The sequence below is a fragment of the Nocardiopsis sp. KDC1DS13DA1 genome (assembly GCF_055632325.1).
Genome location: NZ_JBVMUY010000052.1, coordinates 91,577 through 110,339, shown reverse-complemented (window position 1 = coordinate 110,339; position 18,763 = coordinate 91,577). Strand labels below are relative to the sequence as shown.

General features: G+C 71.8%; 21 protein-coding genes, 1 CRISPR repeat array and 1 riboswitch. Of the genes, 10 read left to right on the top strand and 11 right to left on the bottom strand.

Translation table 11 applies throughout. From position 1 onward, the window contains the following. Positions 1-26: 26 nt before the first annotated feature. A CRISPR array of direct repeats spans positions 27-421; the repeat unit is 29 nt; unit sequence GGGTCCATCCCCGCGTGCGCGGGGAGCAG. 107 nt (positions 422-528) lie between these two features. Both ACTVAJ_RS28500 and ACTVAJ_RS28495 read right to left on the bottom strand, forming a co-directional pair. Continuing rightward, a complete protein-coding gene (locus ACTVAJ_RS28500) occupies positions 529-708 on the bottom strand; it encodes a DUF397 domain-containing protein (protein WP_470391380.1) in 180 nt (59 codons plus the stop codon). A 27-nt stretch (positions 709-735) separates the two neighbouring features. Further along, on the bottom strand, positions 736-1,554 hold the full coding sequence (locus ACTVAJ_RS28495) for a helix-turn-helix domain-containing protein (RefSeq protein ID WP_470391379.1): 819 nt from the start codon (positions 1,552-1,554) through the stop codon (positions 736-738). Between the two features lie 284 nt (positions 1,555-1,838). On the opposite strand from ACTVAJ_RS28495, the gene ACTVAJ_RS28490 reads away from it, so the two are divergent. The 3 genes from ACTVAJ_RS28490 to ACTVAJ_RS28480 all read left to right on the top strand — a co-directional run bounded on the left by ACTVAJ_RS28490 (position 1,839) and on the right by ACTVAJ_RS28480 (position 3,543). Beyond that, entirely contained in the window at positions 1,839-2,300 is a 462-nt protein-coding gene (locus ACTVAJ_RS28490; protein ID WP_470391378.1) for an ATP-binding protein, read from the top strand. A 131-nt stretch (positions 2,301-2,431) separates the two neighbouring features. Further along, complete coding sequence (locus ACTVAJ_RS28485) at positions 2,432-2,812, top strand: hypothetical protein (protein WP_470391377.1); 381 nt, start codon at positions 2,432-2,434, stop codon at positions 2,810-2,812. Positions 2,813-2,946: 134 nt separating this feature from the next. Next, positions 2,947-3,543: a hypothetical protein gene (locus ACTVAJ_RS28480; protein ID WP_470391376.1), complete on the top strand. Its 597-nt coding sequence runs from the start codon at positions 2,947-2,949 to the stop codon at positions 3,541-3,543. Between the two features lie 210 nt (positions 3,544-3,753). Here ACTVAJ_RS28480 and ACTVAJ_RS28475 read toward each other — a convergent pair whose 3' ends face one another. The 6 genes from ACTVAJ_RS28475 to ACTVAJ_RS28450 all read right to left on the bottom strand — a co-directional run bounded on the left by ACTVAJ_RS28475 (position 3,754) and on the right by ACTVAJ_RS28450 (position 10,208). Beyond that, positions 3,754-4,188, bottom strand: coding sequence for a hypothetical protein (locus ACTVAJ_RS28475; RefSeq protein WP_470391375.1), 435 nt, complete (start codon positions 4,186-4,188; stop codon positions 3,754-3,756). 145 nt (positions 4,189-4,333) lie between these two features. Then, positions 4,334-5,293 carry a 3-hydroxyisobutyrate dehydrogenase gene (mmsB, locus tag ACTVAJ_RS28470; RefSeq protein WP_470391374.1) on the bottom strand — a complete coding sequence of 320 codons (960 nt, stop codon included), beginning with the start codon at positions 5,291-5,293 and terminating at the stop codon, positions 4,334-4,336. Continuing rightward, the gene (locus ACTVAJ_RS28465) at positions 5,290-6,411 is read right to left on the bottom strand and encodes an enoyl-CoA hydratase/isomerase family protein (RefSeq protein WP_470391373.1); all 1,122 of its coding nucleotides are present in this window, start codon (positions 6,409-6,411) and stop codon (positions 5,290-5,292) included. Before ACTVAJ_RS28465 ends, mmsB begins: the two co-directional genes overlap by 4 nt. Continuing rightward, positions 6,411-7,550 carry an acyl-CoA dehydrogenase family protein gene (locus tag ACTVAJ_RS28460; RefSeq protein ID WP_470391372.1) on the bottom strand — a complete coding sequence of 380 codons (1,140 nt, stop codon included), beginning with the start codon at positions 7,548-7,550 and terminating at the stop codon, positions 6,411-6,413. Before ACTVAJ_RS28460 ends, ACTVAJ_RS28465 begins: the two co-directional genes overlap by 1 nt. 10 nt (positions 7,551-7,560) lie before the next feature. After that, positions 7,561-9,087: a CoA-acylating methylmalonate-semialdehyde dehydrogenase gene (locus tag ACTVAJ_RS28455; RefSeq protein ID WP_470391371.1), complete on the bottom strand. Its 1,527-nt coding sequence runs from the start codon at positions 9,085-9,087 to the stop codon at positions 7,561-7,563. Between the two features lie 214 nt (positions 9,088-9,301). Next, positions 9,302-9,488: riboswitch (cobalamin riboswitch) on the bottom strand. A 132-nt stretch (positions 9,489-9,620) separates the two neighbouring features. Beyond that, on the bottom strand, positions 9,621-10,208 hold the full coding sequence (locus ACTVAJ_RS28450; protein WP_470391370.1) for a TetR/AcrR family transcriptional regulator: 588 nt from the start codon (positions 10,206-10,208) through the stop codon (positions 9,621-9,623). A 433-nt stretch (positions 10,209-10,641) separates the two neighbouring features. Between ACTVAJ_RS28450 and ACTVAJ_RS28445 the strand changes: the two genes are divergently transcribed. Together ACTVAJ_RS28445 and ACTVAJ_RS28440 are read left to right on the top strand one after the other, a co-directional pair. Then, a complete protein-coding gene (locus ACTVAJ_RS28445; RefSeq protein ID WP_470391369.1) occupies positions 10,642-11,745 on the top strand; it encodes a WD40/YVTN/BNR-like repeat-containing protein in 1,104 nt (367 codons plus the stop codon). 1 nt (position 11,746) lies between these two features. Then, positions 11,747-12,031: a MoaD/ThiS family protein gene (locus tag ACTVAJ_RS28440; protein ID WP_470391368.1), complete on the top strand. Its 285-nt coding sequence runs from the start codon at positions 11,747-11,749 to the stop codon at positions 12,029-12,031. Between the two features lie 139 nt (positions 12,032-12,170). Here ACTVAJ_RS28440 and ACTVAJ_RS28435 read toward each other — a convergent pair whose 3' ends face one another. Next, on the bottom strand, positions 12,171-13,307 hold the full coding sequence (locus tag ACTVAJ_RS28435; RefSeq protein ID WP_470391367.1) for a DUF418 domain-containing protein: 1,137 nt from the start codon (positions 13,305-13,307) through the stop codon (positions 12,171-12,173). Positions 13,308-13,451: 144 nt separating this feature from the next. On the opposite strand from ACTVAJ_RS28435, the gene ACTVAJ_RS28430 reads away from it, so the two are divergent. Together ACTVAJ_RS28430 and ACTVAJ_RS28425 are read left to right on the top strand one after the other, a co-directional pair. After that, on the top strand, positions 13,452-14,699 hold the full coding sequence (locus tag ACTVAJ_RS28430; RefSeq protein WP_470391366.1) for a sensor histidine kinase: 1,248 nt from the start codon (positions 13,452-13,454) through the stop codon (positions 14,697-14,699). Next, complete coding sequence (locus ACTVAJ_RS28425) at positions 14,696-15,343, top strand: response regulator (RefSeq protein ID WP_470391365.1); 648 nt, start codon at positions 14,696-14,698, stop codon at positions 15,341-15,343. Before ACTVAJ_RS28430 ends, ACTVAJ_RS28425 begins: the two co-directional genes overlap by 4 nt. A 2-nt stretch (positions 15,344-15,345) precedes the next feature. On the opposite strand, the gene ACTVAJ_RS28420 is transcribed toward ACTVAJ_RS28425, so the two are convergent. Next, positions 15,346-15,501, bottom strand: a complete 156-nt coding sequence (locus ACTVAJ_RS28420; protein ID WP_470391384.1) for a hypothetical protein — start codon at positions 15,499-15,501, stop codon at positions 15,346-15,348. A 33-nt stretch (positions 15,502-15,534) separates the two neighbouring features. Here ACTVAJ_RS28420 and ACTVAJ_RS28415 point away from each other — a divergent pair, with 33 nt between their 5' ends. Both ACTVAJ_RS28415 and ACTVAJ_RS28410 read left to right on the top strand, forming a co-directional pair. Beyond that, a complete protein-coding gene (locus ACTVAJ_RS28415; protein ID WP_470391364.1) occupies positions 15,535-15,828 on the top strand; it encodes a type II toxin-antitoxin system TacA family antitoxin in 294 nt (97 codons plus the stop codon). Continuing rightward, entirely contained in the window at positions 15,825-16,346 is a 522-nt protein-coding gene (locus ACTVAJ_RS28410; protein ID WP_470391363.1) for a GNAT family N-acetyltransferase, read from the top strand. Before ACTVAJ_RS28415 ends, ACTVAJ_RS28410 begins: the two co-directional genes overlap by 4 nt. 45 nt (positions 16,347-16,391) lie before the next feature. On the opposite strand, the gene ACTVAJ_RS28405 is transcribed toward ACTVAJ_RS28410, so the two are convergent. Beyond that, on the bottom strand, positions 16,392-17,861 hold the full coding sequence (locus ACTVAJ_RS28405; protein WP_470391362.1) for an SDR family NAD(P)-dependent oxidoreductase: 1,470 nt from the start codon (positions 17,859-17,861) through the stop codon (positions 16,392-16,394). 146 nt (positions 17,862-18,007) lie between these two features. Here ACTVAJ_RS28405 and idi point away from each other — a divergent pair, with 146 nt between their 5' ends. Further along, positions 18,008-18,586 carry an isopentenyl-diphosphate Delta-isomerase gene (gene idi, locus ACTVAJ_RS28400; protein WP_470391361.1) on the top strand — a complete coding sequence of 193 codons (579 nt, stop codon included), beginning with the start codon at positions 18,008-18,010 and terminating at the stop codon, positions 18,584-18,586. Positions 18,587-18,763: the final 177 nt, after the last annotated feature.

Genomic DNA, 18,763 nt, shown 5'->3' with positions numbered 1-18,763 from the left:
TGGATGACCGTGAACGAGCAGCGGGCGGGTCCATCCCCGCGTGCGCGGGGAGCAGTCCGGACGCCCCCCGGTGTCCTTCCCCGACCCGGGTCCATCCCCGCGTGCGCGGGGAGCAGAACGCTACGGCAAACGGGTTGTCATGGCTCGTGGGTCCATCCCCGCGTGCGCGGGGAGCAGTGCAGTGTTCACGGGCACAGGTACAACTCCGCGGGTCCATCCCCGCGTGCGCGGGGAGCAGGACTCCATCCCCGCGATGCTGTCCAACGGCGAGGGTCCATCCCCGCGTGCGCGGGGAGCAGCACCACCGGACGGAGGGTGTGTCTGTGGGTGTGGGTCCATCCCCGCGTGCGCGGGGAGCAGGGCTTGGCCGCGTTCGGGGGTGCCTGACACAAGGGTCCATCCCCGCGTGCGCGGGGAGCAGTTCCTGACCTGGGCATCTAACCCGCCAGCAGCACCGAATCTGCAAGTTGTCGATAAACAGACATAAAATCCATACGCCTCAAATAATCCAAAGGCGCCTAGAAGCACCTATAGCTTGAGGGCGGCAAGCAGACCGGTCCACTCAACGCCCGGGTACGCCAAGTTCCCCAACTCCCGGTTCTGCGTGTCCCGAACCAGCACGCTCCACCCCTCAGAGACCTCCACACACTCGCCACCGTTGGTGCTGTAACTGCTCTTGTGCCAGATGGGGTTGTGCGGCGCGGTCATCTCCGTGCCTCCGCTTCTCCGAGGGGCCTAACGATCGTTACTCAGGAGCCCGCGGATGAGGAGGGTCGACTCATCAGGTTCAAGCGCCCTGGCCAGCAGGCTCCCGAACATCAGCGTATACCGGCGCACCTCCTCCGGATCTTCCGGAACGAGACCACTACCGGCCTGCTCCAGGTAGACCACGTCGGGATCTGCCTGTTCAGGAAACTCCAGGAGGTAGAACGGCCCGTCCATGCCAGCGTGGGCACCACGGGAGAACGGCACCACCCGAATGGTGACGGTGGGCAGTTCCGCGAGGGTCACGAGGTGCTGGAGTTGCGCGCGCATGGTGTCGGGACCACCAACCTGACGACGGAGAACTGCCTCGTCGAGGACGGCGACCACGTGCAGGGGGTCGTCGGTCCGCATGATCAATTCCTGGCGCGACATCCGGACGTGCACCTTCTCGTCCACCAAGTCCGGGGCTGACGTGATGGCGGTCTGTTCGGTCACCGCGCGGGCGTAGTCCTCCGTCTGGAGGATGCCGGGAACCACGATGGTCTGGAATGTCCGCACAACAGACGCTGCGGCTTCAAGACCGATGTAGCTGTCAAAACCCGGTTTCAGGGTCTGCCGATACCGGTGCCACCAGCCGCGCTTGCGCGCGTGCTTGGCCATCTCGATGAGTTCTTCGCGTTCCGCCCCATGAACGCGGTACACATCCAGCAGAATGGCCACGTCACCAGGCTTCGGCCGTGTCATGCCCGTCTCGTATCTCCACAGGGTGCTGTCGGTGATACCGACTCGGTCGGCGACCTGCGCGCGAGAAAGACCCGAGTTATCGCGAAGACGGGTCAGCTCCGCCATGAGTCGGCGCTGGCGGGCGGTCGGGCTCGGCCGTGCGACCATGCTGCACCTCCTGATTACACGTGAACCGTAACACATTGCATCAATACATCTCTTACTAGATCATATTTCACTACTTATTTCTGCACTATTGCAGTTTTAGATCTCGCCATTCATGCTTGAAGGAGGGCGAGCGCCGACAACGCCGACCGGCGCTCGAATCAGATCACTTGTGCCCCAGGGAGGATTGAATGGATAAATGCGACATTCCGCGACCAAGGCGCGGACAGCACGAGGACCGGCGGGTGGCGGGTGGGTTGCCGGTACACGTGCGGGGTCGGCGGCTGGGGGAATCCACCGCCTACTTCGACGGCACGCCCGATCAGCTCGGGCGCATCCGGACCTGGTGCGGCCAGGCGTCGCGGCTGGACGACGACCTCGCCCTACCGGTCGTCCTCACCATGAACGAACTCGTGGCGAACGCGGCCGCCCACACCGCGTCGGGTGGCCGGTACAGGCGGGTGAAGGTCTCCGTCGAACCGCTCCCCGGCGACGTCATCGTCCTGTCCGTGACCGACGACGGCCCGCGGGCGGGACGCCCGATCTCCGTCCCCCGCCTGGCCAGGCCGGGTGAAGATCTCGACACGTGTGGACGCGGGCTCCAGCTGGTCGCCGCGCTCTCCGAGAAGTGGTGGTGGACCGGCCGCCCCGGCGACTCCCTGACCGTGTGGGCGCTCATCGACCCCGACCGCTACCCCAACATCTGAGGACACCCCAGACCACGGCGGGAAGCGCAGCCCTCGGGCCATGGACACCCGCCGAAAAGAGATGCCCCGGCCGGTGAGTGCAACACCGGTCCGGGGCGCGATCAACCACCTGAAACCCCAAGAGGATGACCATGCACCACCCTAACGGGCGGCACCGCAAACCCGTCGAATCCCTCGCCGCGCGCCTCTGGCAGCTCGCCGCCGCCGTGCTCGCGACGGCCCTGGCCTACCTGCTCACTCCCGAAACCCCCGGGCCCGAACCCCGCGCGATCGCCCCGGCCCCCGCGCGCCCCGCGCTGACCCCGGCGTCCTCGGCGTCCTCGGCGAAGCCCGACGCCCCGGAACCCGGGCCGGACCCCGACGAGGTCGGCGGCGCCCTCGTCCGCCCCTACGTGCTCCCCCTCGTCCCCCGGCCACGATTCCCGGAGGGTGACCTCCTGGCGGGACCGGCACCGGGTGAGTTCGACGAACTGGCCGGGCTCATCCGCCACCACCTCGACCGATCCGGCTGAGCGCGCGCCGCCGAACCGGCTCCCCCTCGCGCGGGAGCCGGTTCCGCCGCACGGGTGAGGCGACCGGGCCACCGCCACCGGGACTCTGGGCGTGGGCCCGCCCGTCCCTCCCCACCCTCCCGAGGAGCCGCACCATGGCCGTTCGCCCGACCGACCATCCCACCCCGCCCACCACGACCGGCCGATCCCGGTGGCGCGACCTGCTCGCCCCCGTCCCCGGCGTGCCCCGATGGGCCGCGGTCGCCGCCTACACCGTCGTCCTGACCGTCGTGCCCTCCGGCCTGTGGCGCAGCCTGGGAAGCTTCACCGAGGCGGGCAGAGCCCACGGCAGGGGACAGATTCCCGCGTGGATCCCGATGGAGGCGTACACCGTCCTCCTGTCGGTCTTCTCCGTCGTGGTCGCCTTCACCGCCGTCGGGTTGGTCGCCGCATGGGGCGAGACCCTCCCCCGGTGGATCCCCGGCATCGGCGGCCGGAGGGTGCCCGCTCCCGCCGCCGTCATCCCGGCCGCGCTCGGATCGACCGTGCTGACGGTGATGTGGAGCGCCGTGTGGATCACGGGACTGTTCGGAGTCACCGTCCAGGGGGATCCGCTGCCGGGCGACTCCCCCACGGTGGAGCTGACCGGCCTGCCGTTGGCCGCGTTCTACGCCGCCTATCTGCCGCTCCTGTTGTGGGGTCCCCTCCTGGGCGCGGTCACCGTCGCCTACTGGCGGCGCCGGTCGGCGTGATCCCCGGCGGGCCCGGCCCCGGCCCGGCCGATCCCGGATGATCCGGGTCTCCCGAGCGTTCCGGGGCGGGCGGCGGCCGTGCGCGCCGCGCGGGAGAGGAACCCCGAACAGTGGCGGGCTACCGGAAGGGGACCGGACCTGGTGGGTGGGCGACCGGGTGACCCGCCGCCGCGTGGGCGACGTCGTCGCCGCCCGCCGCCGCGCCCGGCGTCAGCCGACGGAGCTCTCCGTGGTGTGGAACCACTCCTTGGCGCCCTGACCCTCGACGAGGATCACGACGACGACCAACAGGACGATGCCCAGGACCGCGTTCTGCCCCGTCAGCAGGTTCAGGACGGCGCTCACGAGACCGATCCCGACCAGCAGGCGCAGGAGCGTCTGCGTCCTGGCGCCTCCCCGACCCATGGTCACCAGCACGTAGCCCTCGAAGGCGACCATCGCTGCTCCGATGGCCATGAACAGTGCGACGGCTCCGTAGGGCATCCCGGCCTCGGCCTCCAGAGCGTTCTGGAGACGTCGGTCGCCCGACGCCGCGGCCAGTCCCAGCGTCGCGACACCGTAGACGAGGACGGCCAGGACCACTCTGACGGCGAGGATGACCCGGACCGCCTTGAGGCTTCCGGGCATGGGGAGCAGGGGGGTCATGGAGCTCACTCTCACGGGAGATGACGTTGCACCCGTTTGGACACTCCCCGTGTGTCTACCGTTCCGTAAAGTTCGCCCCTCCGCCGACACGGCGGAACGCCCCCGCGCGCCGAGCACGCGGAGGCGTTCGTGGACCCCGGTCCGGTCAGGAACCGCCGGTCGGCGCACCCTCCGGGCCGCCGTCCGCCCCGGCGACGTCCGACTGACCGGAGCGCTCGCGGATGGCGTTGACGATCGCGGAGAAGTCCCGCTCGGTCTCCAGCCCCTCGGCGAAGGCCGAGTAGATCCGGGCCGCGTGCAGCCCGATCTCGGCCTCCACCCCCGTGTCGCGCAGCGCGTTGGCCGCCAGGCCCAGGTCCTTGGCCATCAGCGACGCGGCGAACCCGGGCAGGTAGTCCCGGTTGGCCGGGCTGGTCGGGACCGGCCCCGGCACCGGGCAGTTGGTGGTCAGCGACCAGCACTGGCCGGACGCGGTCGAGACCACGTCGTACAGCGCCTGGTGGGTGAGCCCCAGCCGCTCGCCGAGCACGAACGCCTCGCTGACCGCGATCATCGACGCGCCCAGCACCATGTTGTTGCAGATCTTCGCGGCCTGCCCGCCGCCGGGCCCGCCGCAGTGGACCACCTTGCGGCCCATCGCCGACAGCAGTGACTCCACGTCGGTGAAGTCGGCGCCCTCCGCCCCCACCATGAAGGTGAGCGTCGCGGCGGTCGCGCCCACGACCCCGCCCGAGACCGGGGCGTCCACGGCGCGGTGACCGGCGGCGACGGCCTCGGCGTTGGCGGCGCGGGCGTCGGCCACGTCCACGGTCGAGCAGTCGACGAAGAGCGTCCCGGGGCGGGCGGCGGCCAGCAGCCCCGCGTCCCCGTCGGCGCCCAGGTAGGCGGCGAGCAGGTGTCGGCCGCTCGGCAGCATCGTGACGACCACGTCGGCCTTGGCGACCGCGTCCACCGCGCTGTCGGCGACGCGGACGCCCGCCTCGGCGGCCTTGGCGAGGGCCTCGGGCACCAGGTCGAACCCGGTGACCGTGTGCCCGGCGGTCACGAGGTTGGCGGCCATCGGCCCACCCATGTTGCCCAGTCCGACGAACGCGACGGCGGTCATGCGCGGCTCCCCTCGTCGATGAGTCCCAGTGGTCCGTCCGGCGCGGCCGTGAAGAACCGCGCCACGTGGCTGTCGGACACCTCCGCCAGCCGGTCCGGCGTCCACGTCGGGTTCCGGTCCTTGTCGATCACCTGCGCACGCACGCCCTCGACCAGGTCGGGTGAGGACAGCAGGGCGCACGAGACCCGGTACTCCTGTTCCAGGACCGCCTCCAGCGTGGGCAGTTCCCGGGCCCGGCGCAGCGCCGCGAGGGCGACCTTCACCGAGGTGGGCGACTTGCTCTCGATGACGTCGGCGGCGCGCGCGGCGTCCTTGTCACCGTGGGAGCGCAGCCGGTCGACGATCTCCTCGGCGGTGTCGGCGGAGTAGCAGGCGTCGATCCAGTGCCGGGAACCGGCCAGGTCACCGGCCGGGGCGGTCTCGGCGAACCGGCCGACGGCGTCGGCGACGTCCCCGGCGGAGGCGGCCTTGGTGAGCGCGTCGGCCAGGTCGGCCAGCCGCTCGGACGGGACGAAGTGGTCGGCGAACCCGGTGTACACGGCGTCCCCGGCGCCGACCGAGCCGGCGGTCAGGGCCAGGTGCGTACCGGTCTCCCCGGGGGCCCTGGACAGGAGGAAGGTACCGCCGACGTCGGGCACGAACCCGATGGTGGCCTCGGGCATGCCGACGGTGGAGCGCTCGGTGACCACGCGGACGCTCCCGTGCGCGGACACCCCCACCCCGCCGCCCATGACGACGCCGTCCATGAAGGCGACGTAGGGCTTGGTGAACCGGGCGATGTGGGCGTTGAGCAGGTACTCGTCGCGCCAGAAGGCGGCGGCCTCGCGGCCGTCCGCCCTGGCGCTGGCCTGGATGGAGCGGATGTCGCCGCCCGCGCACAGGCCGCGCTCCCCCGCCCCGTCGATGAGCACGGCGGCCACGGTGTCGTCGCCCTCCCACGCGGTGAGGGCGGCCTCGGCGTCCCGCACCATGGCGTGGTTGAGGGCGTTGATCGCGCGGGGCCGGTTCAGGGTGAGTCGGCCGAGCCCGCCCTCGACGCGCGCCAGAACCTCGGCGTCGGGCGGGGTGGGCGGTGCGGCTCCGGTGGACGTGGCGGCGGGTCCGGGTGTCTGGGACATCAGGCGGCCCCGGTGAGTCCGCGAGCGATGATCAGGCTCATGATCTCGTTGGTTCCTTCCAGGATTCGGTGCACCCGCAGGTCGCGGACGATCTTCTCAATCCCGTACTCGGTCAGGTACCCGTACCCCCCGTGCAGCTGGAGGGCCTCGTCGGCGACGGTGTACCCGGCTTCGGTGGCGAACCGCTTGGCCATGGCGCACAGCTGCTGCGCCTCGGGGTCTCCCGCGTCCAGGGCGGCGGCGGCCCGCCACAGCAGGGAGCGGGCGGCCTCCAGCTCCGTGGCCATCTCGGCGAGCCGGAACCGCAGCGCCTGGGCGTTGATCAGCGGTGATCCGAACGCCTCCCGGTCGGCCAGGTAGGCGGTGCTGGCCTCCAGGGCGGCCCGGCCCCCGCCGAGCGAGCAGGCGGCGATCCCGAGCCGGCCGCCGTTGAGGCCGTGCATCGCGATCCGGAACCCGTCGCCCTCCTCCCCCAGACGGCGGTCGGCGGGGACGCGGACGCCGTCCAGGATCACCTGGCGGGTGGGCTGGGCGTTCCAGCCCATCTTGGTCTCGTTGGCGCCGAAGGACAGTCCCGGGTCGTCGCGGTGGACGACGAACGCGGACACGCCGGAGGACCCGGTGTCCCCGGTCCGGGCCATGACCAGGTACACCTCCGAGGCGCCCGCGCCGGAGATGAACTGCTTGGTGCCGGTGATGACGTAGTGGTCGCCGTCGCGCTCGGCGCGCGTGCCGAGCGCGGCGGCGTCGGAGCCGGCGCCGGGTTCGGTGAGGCAGTAGCTGCCCAGGGTCTGGGCGGAGCAGAGGTCGGGCAGCCAGCGGGCCCGCTGCTCGTCGGAGCCGTAGCGGTCGACCATCCAGGCGACCATGTTGTGGATGGACAGGTACCCGGCGATGGACGGGCAGCCGGTGGCCAGGGCCTCGAAGACGATGGCGCCGTCGAGGCGGGTCAGGCCGGAGCCCCCGGAGCCCTCGCCGACGTACACGCCGCCCAGGCCGAGTTCGGCGGCCTTGCGGAGCACGTCCACGGGGAAGTGCTTGGCCTGGTCCCACTCGACGGCGTGCGGCGCGAGGTGCTCGCGGGCGAAGTCGCGGGCGGTCTCGGCCAGGATGAGCTGGTCCTCGGTGAGTGTGTTCAACTGCGGCCGCCTAGCGCATGACCGGGATCGTGAAGCTGGCGCCCTCCTTGGCCCCGGAGGGCCAGCGGGAGGTGACGGTCTTGGTCCGCGTGTGGAAGCGGATCGAGTCGGGGCCGTGCTGGTTGAGGTCGCCGAACCCGGACCGCTTCCAGCCGCCGAACGTGTGGTAGGCGACGGGGACCGGGATGGGCACGTTGACGCCGACCATGCCGGTGTTGACGCGCTGGGAGAAGTCGCGGGCGGTGTCGCCGTCACGGGTGAAGATCGCGACGCCGTTGCCGTACTCGTGCTCGCTGGGCAGGCGCAGGGCCTCCTCGTAGGTGTCCGCGCGCACGACGGAGAGCACGGGGCCGAAGATCTCCTCGCGGTAGATCCGCATGTCGGTGGTCACCCGGTCGAAGAGGCTGGGGCCGGTGAAGAACCCGTCCTCGTACCCGGGGACGGTGTGCCCGCGCCCGTCCACGACCAGTTCCGCGCCCTCCTCGACACCGAGGTCCACGTAGTTCTCGACCCGCTCCAGGGCCTCGCGCGTGACGAGCGGTCCGAAGTCGGCGTCGGGGTCGTGCGAGGGACCGACCCGGAGCGTCCCGATGCGCTCGGTGAGTCGGGCGACCAGCGCGTCGGCGGTCTCCTGTCCGACCGGGACGGCCACGGACACGGCCATGCAGCGCTCGCCCGCGGATCCGTAACCGGCGCCGAGCAGGGCGTCCACGACCTGGTCGAGGTCGGCGTCGGGCATGACGATCATGTGGTTCTTGGCCCCGCCGAAGCACTGGGCCCGCTTACCGTGCGCGGTCGCGGTCGTGTAGACGTACTCGGCGATGGGGGTGGAGCCGACGAACCCGACTGCGGCCACGCGGGGGTCGGTGAGCAGGGTGTCGACGGTCTCCTTGCCGCCGTTGACGACGTTGAGCACACCCGGCGGCAGCCCCGCCTCCAGGAAGAGTTCGGCGAGGCGGAGCGGGACGGAGGGGTCGCGCTCGGAGGGCTTGAGGATGAACGCGTTGCCGCAGGCGAGGGAGGGGGCGGCCTTCCAGAGCGGGATCATCGCGGGGAAGTTGAACGGGGTGATGCCCGCGACGACGCCCAGCGGCTGGCGGAGGGAGTGGACGTCGATCCCGGTCCCGGCGTTGTCGGTGAACTCGCCCTTGATCAGGTGCGGGATCCCGGCGGCGAACTCGACCACCTCCAGTCCTCGCTGGATGTCGCCGTGCGCGTCGGGGACGGTCTTGCCGTGCTCGGCGGACAGGAGCCGGGCGAGGGTCTCGCGCTCGCCCTCGACCAGTTGGAGGAAGCGCAGGAGGACGCGGGCGCGGCGCTGGGGGTTCCAGGCGGCCCACTCGGCCTGGGCGGCCTCGGCGTCGGCGATGACGGCCTCGGTCTCGGCCCGGTCCGCGAGGGGGACGCGGGCCTGGACGGTGCCGTTGTTGGGGTCGTGGACGTCGCCGAAGGCACCCGACCGCCCGGGGACGTGCTTTCCATGTACGAAGTGCGTGAGTTCGCGGGGCTCGTTGGGTTCGTGGTTCTCACTGACCATGGCGCACCAGCTCTCGTCTGGAGGTGGAGCGGGGCACGGGGGCACGGGGAACGGGGCCGCGATGGTGCGCGGCCGGCCGGGCGGCCCGTGGTGTCGGGTCGCCGGGTTCAGCGGTCGTGCCCGATCGCGGGCCCGGGCGGTGTTCCGTGCCCGGACCGGGTCGCGTGGGCACGTACCGGTGCCATGCGTGCTCGCTCCATCCTCGTGGATCACACGGTTGTCGACAGCCGCGGCCGGTATCCTGACTCCCGGATCAGCGCGCTCTCCCCGCCTTCCCGGCTGACGCCAGTGGCATCACCTGGGAGAGCACTTCCCGGACACAGTGGCGGGACCGTGCTGGACTCTCACCGGCTTCCCTGCACCGCGGCTCTGTGACGCCCACCATATAGTTGGACGTCCAAGTAAATCCAGAGCCCCATGAGTGTGACCCGGGCCACACGAGTGGACGGTGGTGCGGATGGGACCGGACCCCGACGGCCCGGGACGGCGGGAACACGGCCGGGCACGCGCCTGCGCACCCCCACCCGGAAGTGCTACCGGTCCAGTCCGGCGAGGAGCTCGTGGGCCTCGTCCAGGTGGGCGGGGACGGCCTCCGGCGCCCCCGAGAGGCGCATCGCGGTGAGCTCGCAGGCCATCGCGACGTGCGCGGCCAGGACGGCGACGACCTCCGTCGTGCCGGTCTCCACGAGCGCGTTCGCCAGCTTGTCGGCCCGGCACTGCCGCACCAGGAGGTAGCGGGACCTGAGCTCCCCGCTCTCGCGCAGCAGCCGCATCAGCACCGCGGCGTGGTCGGACGACAGACCGGCGTGCGGCCGGGCACCCGCCTCGCGCAGGAGCGCGACCGCGGCGCCGAGATCGTCCCCCACCGGCGTGGACGCCTTCTCCCGCACGTGGGCGCACGCACGGTCGGCCTCGTCCGCGTCGTCGGCGAACAGGACCTGTTGTTTGTCCCCGAAGTACCGGAAGAAGGTGGTACGCCCCACCTCAGCACGTTCGGCGATCTCAGCGACGGTGACGTTGTCGAATCCGCGCTCGGCGAAGAGCTGGAAGGCTGCCGACACGATCAACGCGCGGGCCTTGCGCCGTTTACGGGCGTGGAGGGTGTCCGGGGGGTGGTGCATGAGGCGACCCTATCGAGTGGGAACCCGGCTCTCCGTGAGACGCGGGACCATAAGGACTCTGGTCCCGAAACGCTTCGTGGGCACCGGGGTAGCGGGAAGTCGTTCGGCCGATCTGGTTGCGGACACGGGCGTCGGGCTCGACCGGGGGCCCCACGCGCATGTTCCGGTTGGCCCGGAATTTTATTGCAGAACCGGCGCCGGATGACAACCGCCTTCCGGACGCCGGCCGACGCCGACGTGGAATGTGGTTCCCCACTCACGAAGGTTATGCCACCAGCTGACAGGCCATTCTGCCAGGCGACCGAAATTCTACGCCCAACATAATGGTTAAGTCTCCTAACCGTAGTGGTGTGCGACAGTTCGCACGGCCTCCCGCCGAATGACACCACCCTGTGCCACAGTGGGAGACCTGGCTCACACCCTGGAGTTGGTTATGGCGTACCTCCTGGTCATCGGCACGCGCAAGGGGCTCTTCACCGCGGGGAGCGAGGATCGGCGGACCTGGGAGGTGACCGGCCCCCACCGGCTCGACTCGGCCGACTACGCGAGTATGAGCTCGGTGTACGCCGTCGGGGTCGACCCCCGCTCCGGCCGCATCCTCGCCGGGGCCGAGAGCTCGCACTTCGGCCCGAGTGTCTGGTACAGCGACGACAACGGAGCGTCGTGGCACGAACCGGACACCGCCCCCATCGCCTTCCCCGAGGACACCGACGCCTCGTTCACCCGCGTCTGGCAGTTCGCCTTCGGCTCCGAGCCCGACACGGTGTACGCGGGGGTCGAGCCGCACGCCCTCTTCCGGTCGACGGACGGAGGGCTGAGTTTCACACTGGTGCGCCCCCTCTGGGACCACCCCCACCGCACGGACTGGTTCCCCGGCGCGGGCGGTGGCGCGATCCACACCATCCTGCCGGGACTGCTGGGCTCCGGCGGGCGCTCCCCGGAGGCGATGACCGTCGCCATGTCCACCGGCGGCGTCTACCAGACCCGCGACGCCGGGGCGACCTGGGCACCCGCCAACAAGGGCGTCTCGGCCGTGTTCCTCCCGGACGAGGAACCCGAGTTCGGCCAGTGCGTGCACAAGGTCGCGGCCGCGCCGGACGGGGTCCTCTACCTCCAGAACCACCACGGGGTCTACCGCAGCGCCGACCCCGCCGGGCAGGGGTGGACGTCCATCGAGGGGGGCCTGCCCTCCAACTTCGGGTTCGCCGTGGTCGCGCACCCGGGTCGGCCGGACACCGCGCTCACCTTCCCGGTGCTCAGCCAGGAGGTGCACCTGCCGCCCGGCAACCGCCTGGGCGTCTACCGGACGGACGACGGCGGCGACGGCTGGCGTCCGTTCACCGAGGGCCTGCCGCAGGGCCCCTACTTCGGGATCGTCCTGCGCGACGCGGCCTGCACGGACGGCGCGGACGTACCGGGGTTCTACTTCGGCACCCGGACGGGCGACGTCTACGCCGCCACGGACGACGGGGACCGCTGGCACCAGGTGGCCGCCCACCTGCCCGACGTCCTGTGCGTGCGCGCCGTGGAGGTGTGAGATGCGCGTGACCGTCCACCTGCCGGGTCTGCTGCGGGCCGACGCGGAGGGCGCCGCCCACGTCCCGGTCGTGGTCGCCGACGGCACCGGGTTGCGGGGAGTGCTGGACGCCCTGGCCGACCGGCACCCGGGTCTGGACCGGCGGATCCGCGACGAGCGGGGCGCGCTCCGCCGGTACGTGAACGTGTTCGTCGACGGGGACGAGTGCCGGGGCATCGGCGGCCTGGAGGCGCCGGTCCCCGACGGGGCCGACGTCCGGCTCCTGCCCTCGGTGGCGGGCGGCTGAGCGGTGCCCTCCCGGGCCTGTGCTCCGCCTCGGCCCGGGTGCGAACGCCCCGAGGACGAGGAGCCCCCGTCCTCGCCCGCCACCACCGCCGACGGACGCCCGACGGCGCGGTGGCCGTGTGAGGAGCCCCGTCGGCGCCCTACCGCATCGGCATCGGCCGGAGGTGGGTGAGACTGCGCCAGACCCACTCCAGCGGGCCGAGTCGGAACCGGCGCGTCCAGAGCCGGGCGACGACGGCCATGAGGACGAAGTAGGCGGTGGCGATCGCGTACTGGCCGAGGAGGGTGATCCCGCCCTCGAAGGGGGACATGGACAGGAGGAACACGGCCGTACTGCCCAGGTACACGGTCAGCGTCATCCGGCCCAGCGGGGCGAACGCGCCCAGGACCCGCGAGGCGGCGCGCCCCCGGCCGACCAGCCACCAGACCAGCCCCAGGTAGAACAGGGCACCGCCGATCCCCGAGAGGGAGCCGCCCAGGGAGCCGAGCGCGTCCGAGCCCGGGTGCGTGACCGGCATACCGTCGGCCCCCAGGTGGACGGGGACGCCGTCGGCGTCCACCTCCATCGGGAACAGCAGGTCGGCGGCGAACATGGTGGCCAGACCGACCGCCTGGCCCGCGAGCCCCGACCAGACCATCCGGACCGGCAGCCGGGAGGGCCCACCCCGGTTCCCCGGAGCGAGCTCGGGGCGGCGGGCCAACCACACGCCGACGCAGAAGAACGCGAGGGTCTGCGGCACCAGGGCGACCAGGATCCACTCCCCGCCCCTCGGCACCAGCAGCTCCACCCCGGGCGCCACCGCGAACAGGGCGACGGCGGCGACGAGCGGACGGTACCGGGCCCCGGCCAGCAGGAGCGGCATCAGCGGGGCCAGGACGATCGCGGTGATCGCGTAGTGGGTGAGGATGTCGCCGTCGAACACGAGCAGGTGCGGTACGCCGAAGAGCAGGCCGAGCACGGCGTACCGGCGGAGCATCACCGCCATGGGCCGCTGTCCGCGCCGGGTAGCGCCGCGCCACGCGAACACGGTGCCCACGCCGAGCAGCACCATGAGCATGGCCCTGGCCTTGCCCGACATCAGGAGTGTGGCACCGGTGTCGACGACGCTGGTGAGCGCGGACACCGGCACGGCTCCGACGCGCTCGGCGGCGAACACGACGGCCGTCACGTTCATCATGACGACACCGATCATCGCGAGCCCCCGGGCGACGTCGAGGAAGGCCACCCGGGGAGCGGGCGGCGCCTGGGGCTCGGGGCGGGCATGGACTTCGGTCACGGTTTCCCCTCCTTGGTGGGCACCCGTCAACCCTCGCCCCCGAACCTCCCGGCGCACATCGACCGATCCGCCGACCCCCGCGGCACACCGTCTCCTCCTTTCGGTCGAGGCCGAGGGGACACCATGCGGCCTAGCCTGATCACCATGGCGCTGAACAGGGCGTTCGCCCGCATCACCGGACACCTCTCACACGTCGACGGCGGACTGCCCAGACCCGTCGCGTGGGCCGCGGCGGCCCTGTTGCTCCTGGCCTGGTCACTCGACCTCGTCGGCACCGTCCGGTCCTTCCACGTCCCCGGGGACTGGGCCGGTCCGCCCGACACGACCCTCTACGTCCTGCCGCTGGCGTCCGGAACCGTGCTCGTCCTCCTCTGCCTGGTCGGGCTCCTACCGCGCACCCGGGCGACCGCGACCGCGTTCCTCGGTCTGGGCGGCGCCCTGGCGGTGACGGCGGTGTCCGCGGCCCTGTGGTCCCCGCCCAAGGGCGAGTTCGGCTACGCCTTCCACCTGTCCGAGGTCCTCGGCCTGCTGCTCCTGCTGGCCCTGGTGGCGCTGCGCTGCCGGGTGTGGCAGATCGGCGCCGTCTCGGTGGCGGCGTACGCGGCCCTCCTGTCCGAGTACCTGCGGGAACCGTACTGGTCGAACCAGCTCTCCCTCTTCCTGGTGACCGTCGGGGCGGGCCTGGCCCCCGGGCTGTACATGCGGTGGCGGAAGGCCCGGCACACGGCCCAGGTCGAGGCGGTCCGGGCCCACGAGCGGCTGTCCCTCGCCCGCGACCTGCACGACGTGGTCGCGCACGAGGTCACCGGGATCGTGGTCCAGGTGCAGGCGCTGCGGCACGTCGCCGAACGCGACCCCGAGAGGGTACGCGCGGCGCTCCCGGAGATCGAGGCCGCGGGCACGCGCGCACTGGAGTCCATGCGCGGCCTGGTCTCCCGCCTGCGTGACCCCCACGAGGCCCCCCTCGCGCCCAACCCCGCGGAGGCGCTCACCCGGCTGGCCGCCCCCGCGCGCCCCGGGCGCCCCGAGGTCTGTGTGCACGTCAGCGGTGACCTGGGCGGCCTACCGCCCGCCGCCGGAACGGCGGTCCTGCGGATCGCCCAGGAGTCGGTGACCAACGCGCTGCGCTACGCGCGCGGCGCCGAGCGGGTGAGCGTGGTCGTGGAGGTCCTCGACGACGGTGTGCGCCTGCGCGTGCACGACGACGGGCACGGCGGCGCGGTCCCCGTGGGCGGCGGCTACGGTCTGGTCGGCATGGCCGAGCGGGCCAGACTGGTCGGCGGGGAACTGACCGCCGGACCGCTGGGACAGGCCCGGGGGTGGGTGGTACGGGCGTGGTTGCCGCTGCCCGGAGGAAGGGCGGACGGCCGGAACGGAGACGAGGACGCGTGACGATTCGGGTACTGCTCGCCGACGACCAGCAGATGGTGCGGACCGGGTTCCGCTACATGCTGGACGCCGAGGACGACATCGAGGTCGTGGGCGAGGCGGGCGACGGGGTCGAGGCGGTGCGGCTGGCGCGGGACCTGCGCCCGGACGTGACGCTCATGGACATCCGCATGCCGGGGGTGGACGGCCTGGAGGCCACCCGGCGACTGGCCGGGCCGGGGGTGGCCGACCCGCTGCGCGTGGTCGTGGTGACCACGTTCGACCTGGACGAGTACGTCCACGCGGCGCTGACCGGCGGGGCCGTCGGGTTCCTGCTCAAGGACGCGGGGCCGGCACTGCTGATCGAGGCGGTGCGCGCGGCTGCCCGGGGCGACGCCATGGTCTCCCCGCGGATCACCGTCCGGCTGCTGCGGCACTTCGCCGAGACGGGCCCGCGCCCGCGGAGGGACACGGCCGGGTTGACCGGCCGGGAGCTGGACACCGTGCGCGCGGTCGCGCGCGGGCTGACCAACACCGAGGTGGCCGCGGAGCTGCACGTCACGGTGAGCACGGTCAAGACGCACCTGGCGAGCGTCCAGAACAAGCTGGGGGCGCGCAACCGGGTCGAGATCGCCGCCTGGGCCTACCGCGGCGGCCATGTGGACTAGACCTACCAGGCGGCGGGCGCGTCGTCCTTCAGGAAGCGGCCGCACAGGTCCTCGCCGAGCTCGCCGCGGACGATGGGGTCGTACACGCGGGCCGACCCGTCCTCCAGGTCCGGCGAGGAGTACGTCGCCGTTTGACGAAAACGCCGACGCGTACACACATTGTGCGTACGATCTGGGGTACGACTACCACCATGAAGGCAGAGAGAATCCACCTGAGAGTCGACGACCAGCAGAAGGCTCTGCTTGAGGCCGCGAGCACCGCCTCGGGCAACACGGTCTCGGCCTTCGTCCTCGGTGCGGCCACCGAAGCAGCGGCGAACATACTGGCGGACCGACGTGTCTTCACGTTGAACGAACAGGAGTGGGCCGCCTTCGACTCGGCCTTGGAGCGCCCCGCCCGCGACATCCCTGGGTTGCGAGAGCTACTGGCCGGACCCACCGTGCTCGACGAGAACAGCTCTCAGCGCCATGAGGACGACACGTGAAACCGAGGTTCGGACCGGTCGAGCCGCTCACGGCGCACCACACGACCGCCGACTTCGACTGCGGATCACACGCCCGATCCGACTGGCTGACCGAACATGCGCTCCAAGCGCACCGCTCCGGTGGGTCGCGCGTCTATGTCGTAGGCGACGAAGGCTCGGGGACGGATCGCCCGGTGGTCGGCTACTACGCCCTGGCCGCCGCAAGCATCGCTCCCTCCGTGGCTCCCAGCCGGCTCCTGCGCGGAGCTGGCAGGTACCACCAGCCCGTCGTCATCCTGACCCGGCTGGGAGTCGACATCCGTGTCCAGGGGACGGGGCTCGGCAAGGCCCTCGTCGTCGATGCGCTGCGTCGGGTCGCGGTGGCTTCCGAAACGATCGGTGTCCGCGCTCTCCTCATCCACTGCGAGAGCGAATCAGCACGACGGTTCCACCTCGGCCTCGCTCAGTTCGAGCGGAGCCCGAGCGATCCGATGCACCTCGTACTGCTGATGAAGGATCTCCGCCGCGCACTCTCCTGATCCGTGAGTTCACCCGGAACGCGGACGGCCGTTCCCCTGACGCTCCTACCACTGGGCGGGCGCGTAGTCCTTCAGGAAGCAGCCGTACAGGTCCTCGCCGAGCTCGCCGCGGACGATGGGGTCGTACACGCGGGCCGCCCCGTCCTCCAGGTCCAGCGGCGCGTGGAACCCGGCGTCGGCGATCCGCTCCTTGTCCGGGTGCGGCCGCTCGTCGGTGATCCAGCCCGTGTCGACGCTGGTCATGAGGATGCCGTCGGACTCCAGCAGCTCCTGGGCGCTGGTCCGCGTGAGCATGTTGAGCGCGGCCTTGGCCATGTTGGTGTGGGGGTGGCCCGCACCCTTGTAACCGCGGCCGAAGACGCCCTCCATGGCGGACACGTTGACGACGTAGGTACGCCGCGCGGGGGAGGCCGCCAGCGCGGGGCGCAGCCGGTCGACGAGCATGAACGGGGCGCTCACGTTGCACAGCTGCACCTCGAGCATCTCGACGGGGTCGACCGCGCCGACCTTCCGCGTCCAGCTGTTGACGGGGGCCAGGTCCGGCACCAGCCCCCCGGCGTCGATGGCGTTGCCCGCCCGCACCCGCTCCATCGAGGCCGAACCGGTGGTCAGGGCCAGCGAGGTGAGCATCTCCGGCGTGAGCGCGTGCGGGGCGACCTGGAGGTCCGCCTCCCGGTCCTGCGCACCCTCCAGGGCGCGGGACCGCACTCCCCCCAGGACCAGCGGCTCGGGCAGGCCCTCCCCGGTGAGGGGTTCGGCCTCGGCCGCGATGAGCGGACCGTAGGAGCCCGGCGAGCGCCGCACCGTCTGCGCCGCGTTGTTGATGAGGACGTCCAGCGGCCCCTGCTCGGCCACGCTGTCGGCCAGCCGCAGGACCTGGGCGGGGTCGCGCAGGTCGACGCCGACCACGCGGAGCCGGTGCAGCCACCGGTCGCTGTCCGGCATCGCGGAGAACCGGCGGACGGCGTCCTTGGGGAACCGGGTGGTGACGGTGGTGTGCGCACCGTCGCGCAGCAGACGCAGCGCGATGTACATGCCGATCTTGGCGCGGCCGCCGGTGAGCAGGGCGCGCCGCCCGGTCAGGTCGGTGCGCGCGTTGCGGCGCTCCCGGTTCAGGTCCGCGCACGCGGGGCACAGCTGGTGGTAGAAGGCGTCGACCCGCGTGTACTTCTCCTTGCACACGTAGCAGGGCCGGGCCTTCCTGAGCACACCGGCCAGAGCCCCCTCGGCTCCGCTGGTCAGGGCACGGCCGTTGGTCTCGTCGTCGATCCGGTCCGGGGCGGCGGTGGCGGTCGCCGCGAGCACGGCGTCGTCGTGCGCCTTCACCGCGGCACGGCGGGCGCGCCGCCGCTGCTCCTTCACGATCTTGAAGAGCTTGGCGGAGGCCCGTTGCAGTACCAGCGAGTCCGGGTGGTCCGTGGGCAGCCGCTCCACCTGTTCGAGCACGTCCAGACACACGCGCAGGTGCTCCGGGTCGACTCCGGCCTGCGTCGTCTCCGTCACGTCTTCCGTCACCGCTGACTCCACCGCTGTCCTCCACTGCCCCAGGAGTGGGGCCAAAAGGAACCATATGCGCACCCGGGGACCGGGCGGGGAACGATCCGGTGTGGGACGGGGGCGACCATGGAGGTGAGCGGGTGCCGTGGGACGAGAGGAAAGACGTGAACAGAGCGACCAGTGACGTGCGGGCCGAGGACACGGGCGGCACGCCCGAACTCGTGGTCCTGCTCGACGAAGGACACCGGGCCGTGGGTGTGGCCGACAAGGCCACCGTGCACGGCGCGGACACCCCGCTGCACCTGGCCTTCTCCTGCTACGTCCTGGGGCCCGACGGTCGTGTCCTGGTCACCAGGCGCGCGCTGGCCAAGACCACGTGGCCGGGTGTGTGGACCAACAGCTGCTGCGGCCACCCGGGACCGGACGAGGGGATGGAGGAGGCCGTACGGCGCCGGGTCGGCCAGGAGCTGGGTCTGGAGCTGACGGAGGTCCGGCCCGCGCTCCCGGAGTTCCGCTACCGCGCGGTGTCGGCGGAGGGGATCGTGGAGAACGAGTTCTGCCCGGTGTTCTGGGCCCGCACGGCCGGGGAGCCCTCTCCCGATCCCGACGAGGTGGCCGAGTACGCGTGGGTGGAGTGGCCCGACCTGGTGGCGCTCGCCACGCGGTCCCCGTGGGCGATCAGCCCGTGGGCCGCCGAACAGATCCCCTCCCTGGGCGCCGCGGGGCCGGTTCCCCTGGTGTGACGGTTCGGGCGCCGGCAGGGTGCCGCAAGACGAGTCGAGCCGCGGGCGGGGAACGAGCGGCAGGCGAGGACGAGGACGAGGCATCCCTGCCTTCGGGGCGCCCGAACACGGGCCAAAGCGAAGCGGAGGCCCAAAGCAAGCACAGCTGCGGGTTCTGCGGGTAGGACGGTGTTCAGC

What these genes read in the sequence shown, in the direction of transcription:
- mmsB (WP_470391374.1), bottom strand. Translation starts at nt 5,293, where the DNA reads ATGACCGCCGTCGCGTTCGTCGGACTGGGCAACATGGGTGGGCCGATG.
- ACTVAJ_RS28455 (WP_470391371.1), bottom strand. Translation starts at nt 9,087, where the DNA reads ATGGTCAGTGAGAACCACGAACCCAACGAGCCCCGCGAACTCACGCAC.
- ACTVAJ_RS28485 (WP_470391377.1), top strand. Translation starts at nt 2,432, where the DNA reads ATGCACCACCCTAACGGGCGGCACCGCAAACCCGTCGAATCCCTCGCC.
- ACTVAJ_RS28495 (WP_470391379.1), bottom strand. Translation starts at nt 1,554, where the DNA reads ATGGCGGAGCTGACCCGTCTTCGCGATAACTCGGGTCTTTCTCGCGCG.
- ACTVAJ_RS28445 (WP_470391369.1), top strand. Translation starts at nt 10,642, where the DNA reads ATGGCGTACCTCCTGGTCATCGGCACGCGCAAGGGGCTCTTCACCGCG.
- ACTVAJ_RS28500 (WP_470391380.1), bottom strand. Translation starts at nt 708, where the DNA reads ATGACCGCGCCGCACAACCCCATCTGGCACAAGAGCAGTTACAGCACC.
- ACTVAJ_RS28430 (WP_470391366.1), top strand. Translation starts at nt 13,452, where the DNA reads ATGGCGCTGAACAGGGCGTTCGCCCGCATCACCGGACACCTCTCACAC.
- ACTVAJ_RS28475 (WP_470391375.1), bottom strand. Translation starts at nt 4,188, where the DNA reads ATGACCCCCCTGCTCCCCATGCCCGGAAGCCTCAAGGCGGTCCGGGTC.
- ACTVAJ_RS28480 (WP_470391376.1), top strand. Translation starts at nt 2,947, where the DNA reads ATGGCCGTTCGCCCGACCGACCATCCCACCCCGCCCACCACGACCGGC.
- ACTVAJ_RS28450 (WP_470391370.1), bottom strand. Translation starts at nt 10,208, where the DNA reads ATGCACCACCCCCCGGACACCCTCCACGCCCGTAAACGGCGCAAGGCC.
- ACTVAJ_RS28440 (WP_470391368.1), top strand. Translation starts at nt 11,747, where the DNA reads ATGCGCGTGACCGTCCACCTGCCGGGTCTGCTGCGGGCCGACGCGGAG.
- ACTVAJ_RS28465 (WP_470391373.1), bottom strand. Translation starts at nt 6,411, where the DNA reads ATGTCCCAGACACCCGGACCCGCCGCCACGTCCACCGGAGCCGCACCG.
- ACTVAJ_RS28415 (WP_470391364.1), top strand. Translation starts at nt 15,535, where the DNA reads ATGAAGGCAGAGAGAATCCACCTGAGAGTCGACGACCAGCAGAAGGCT.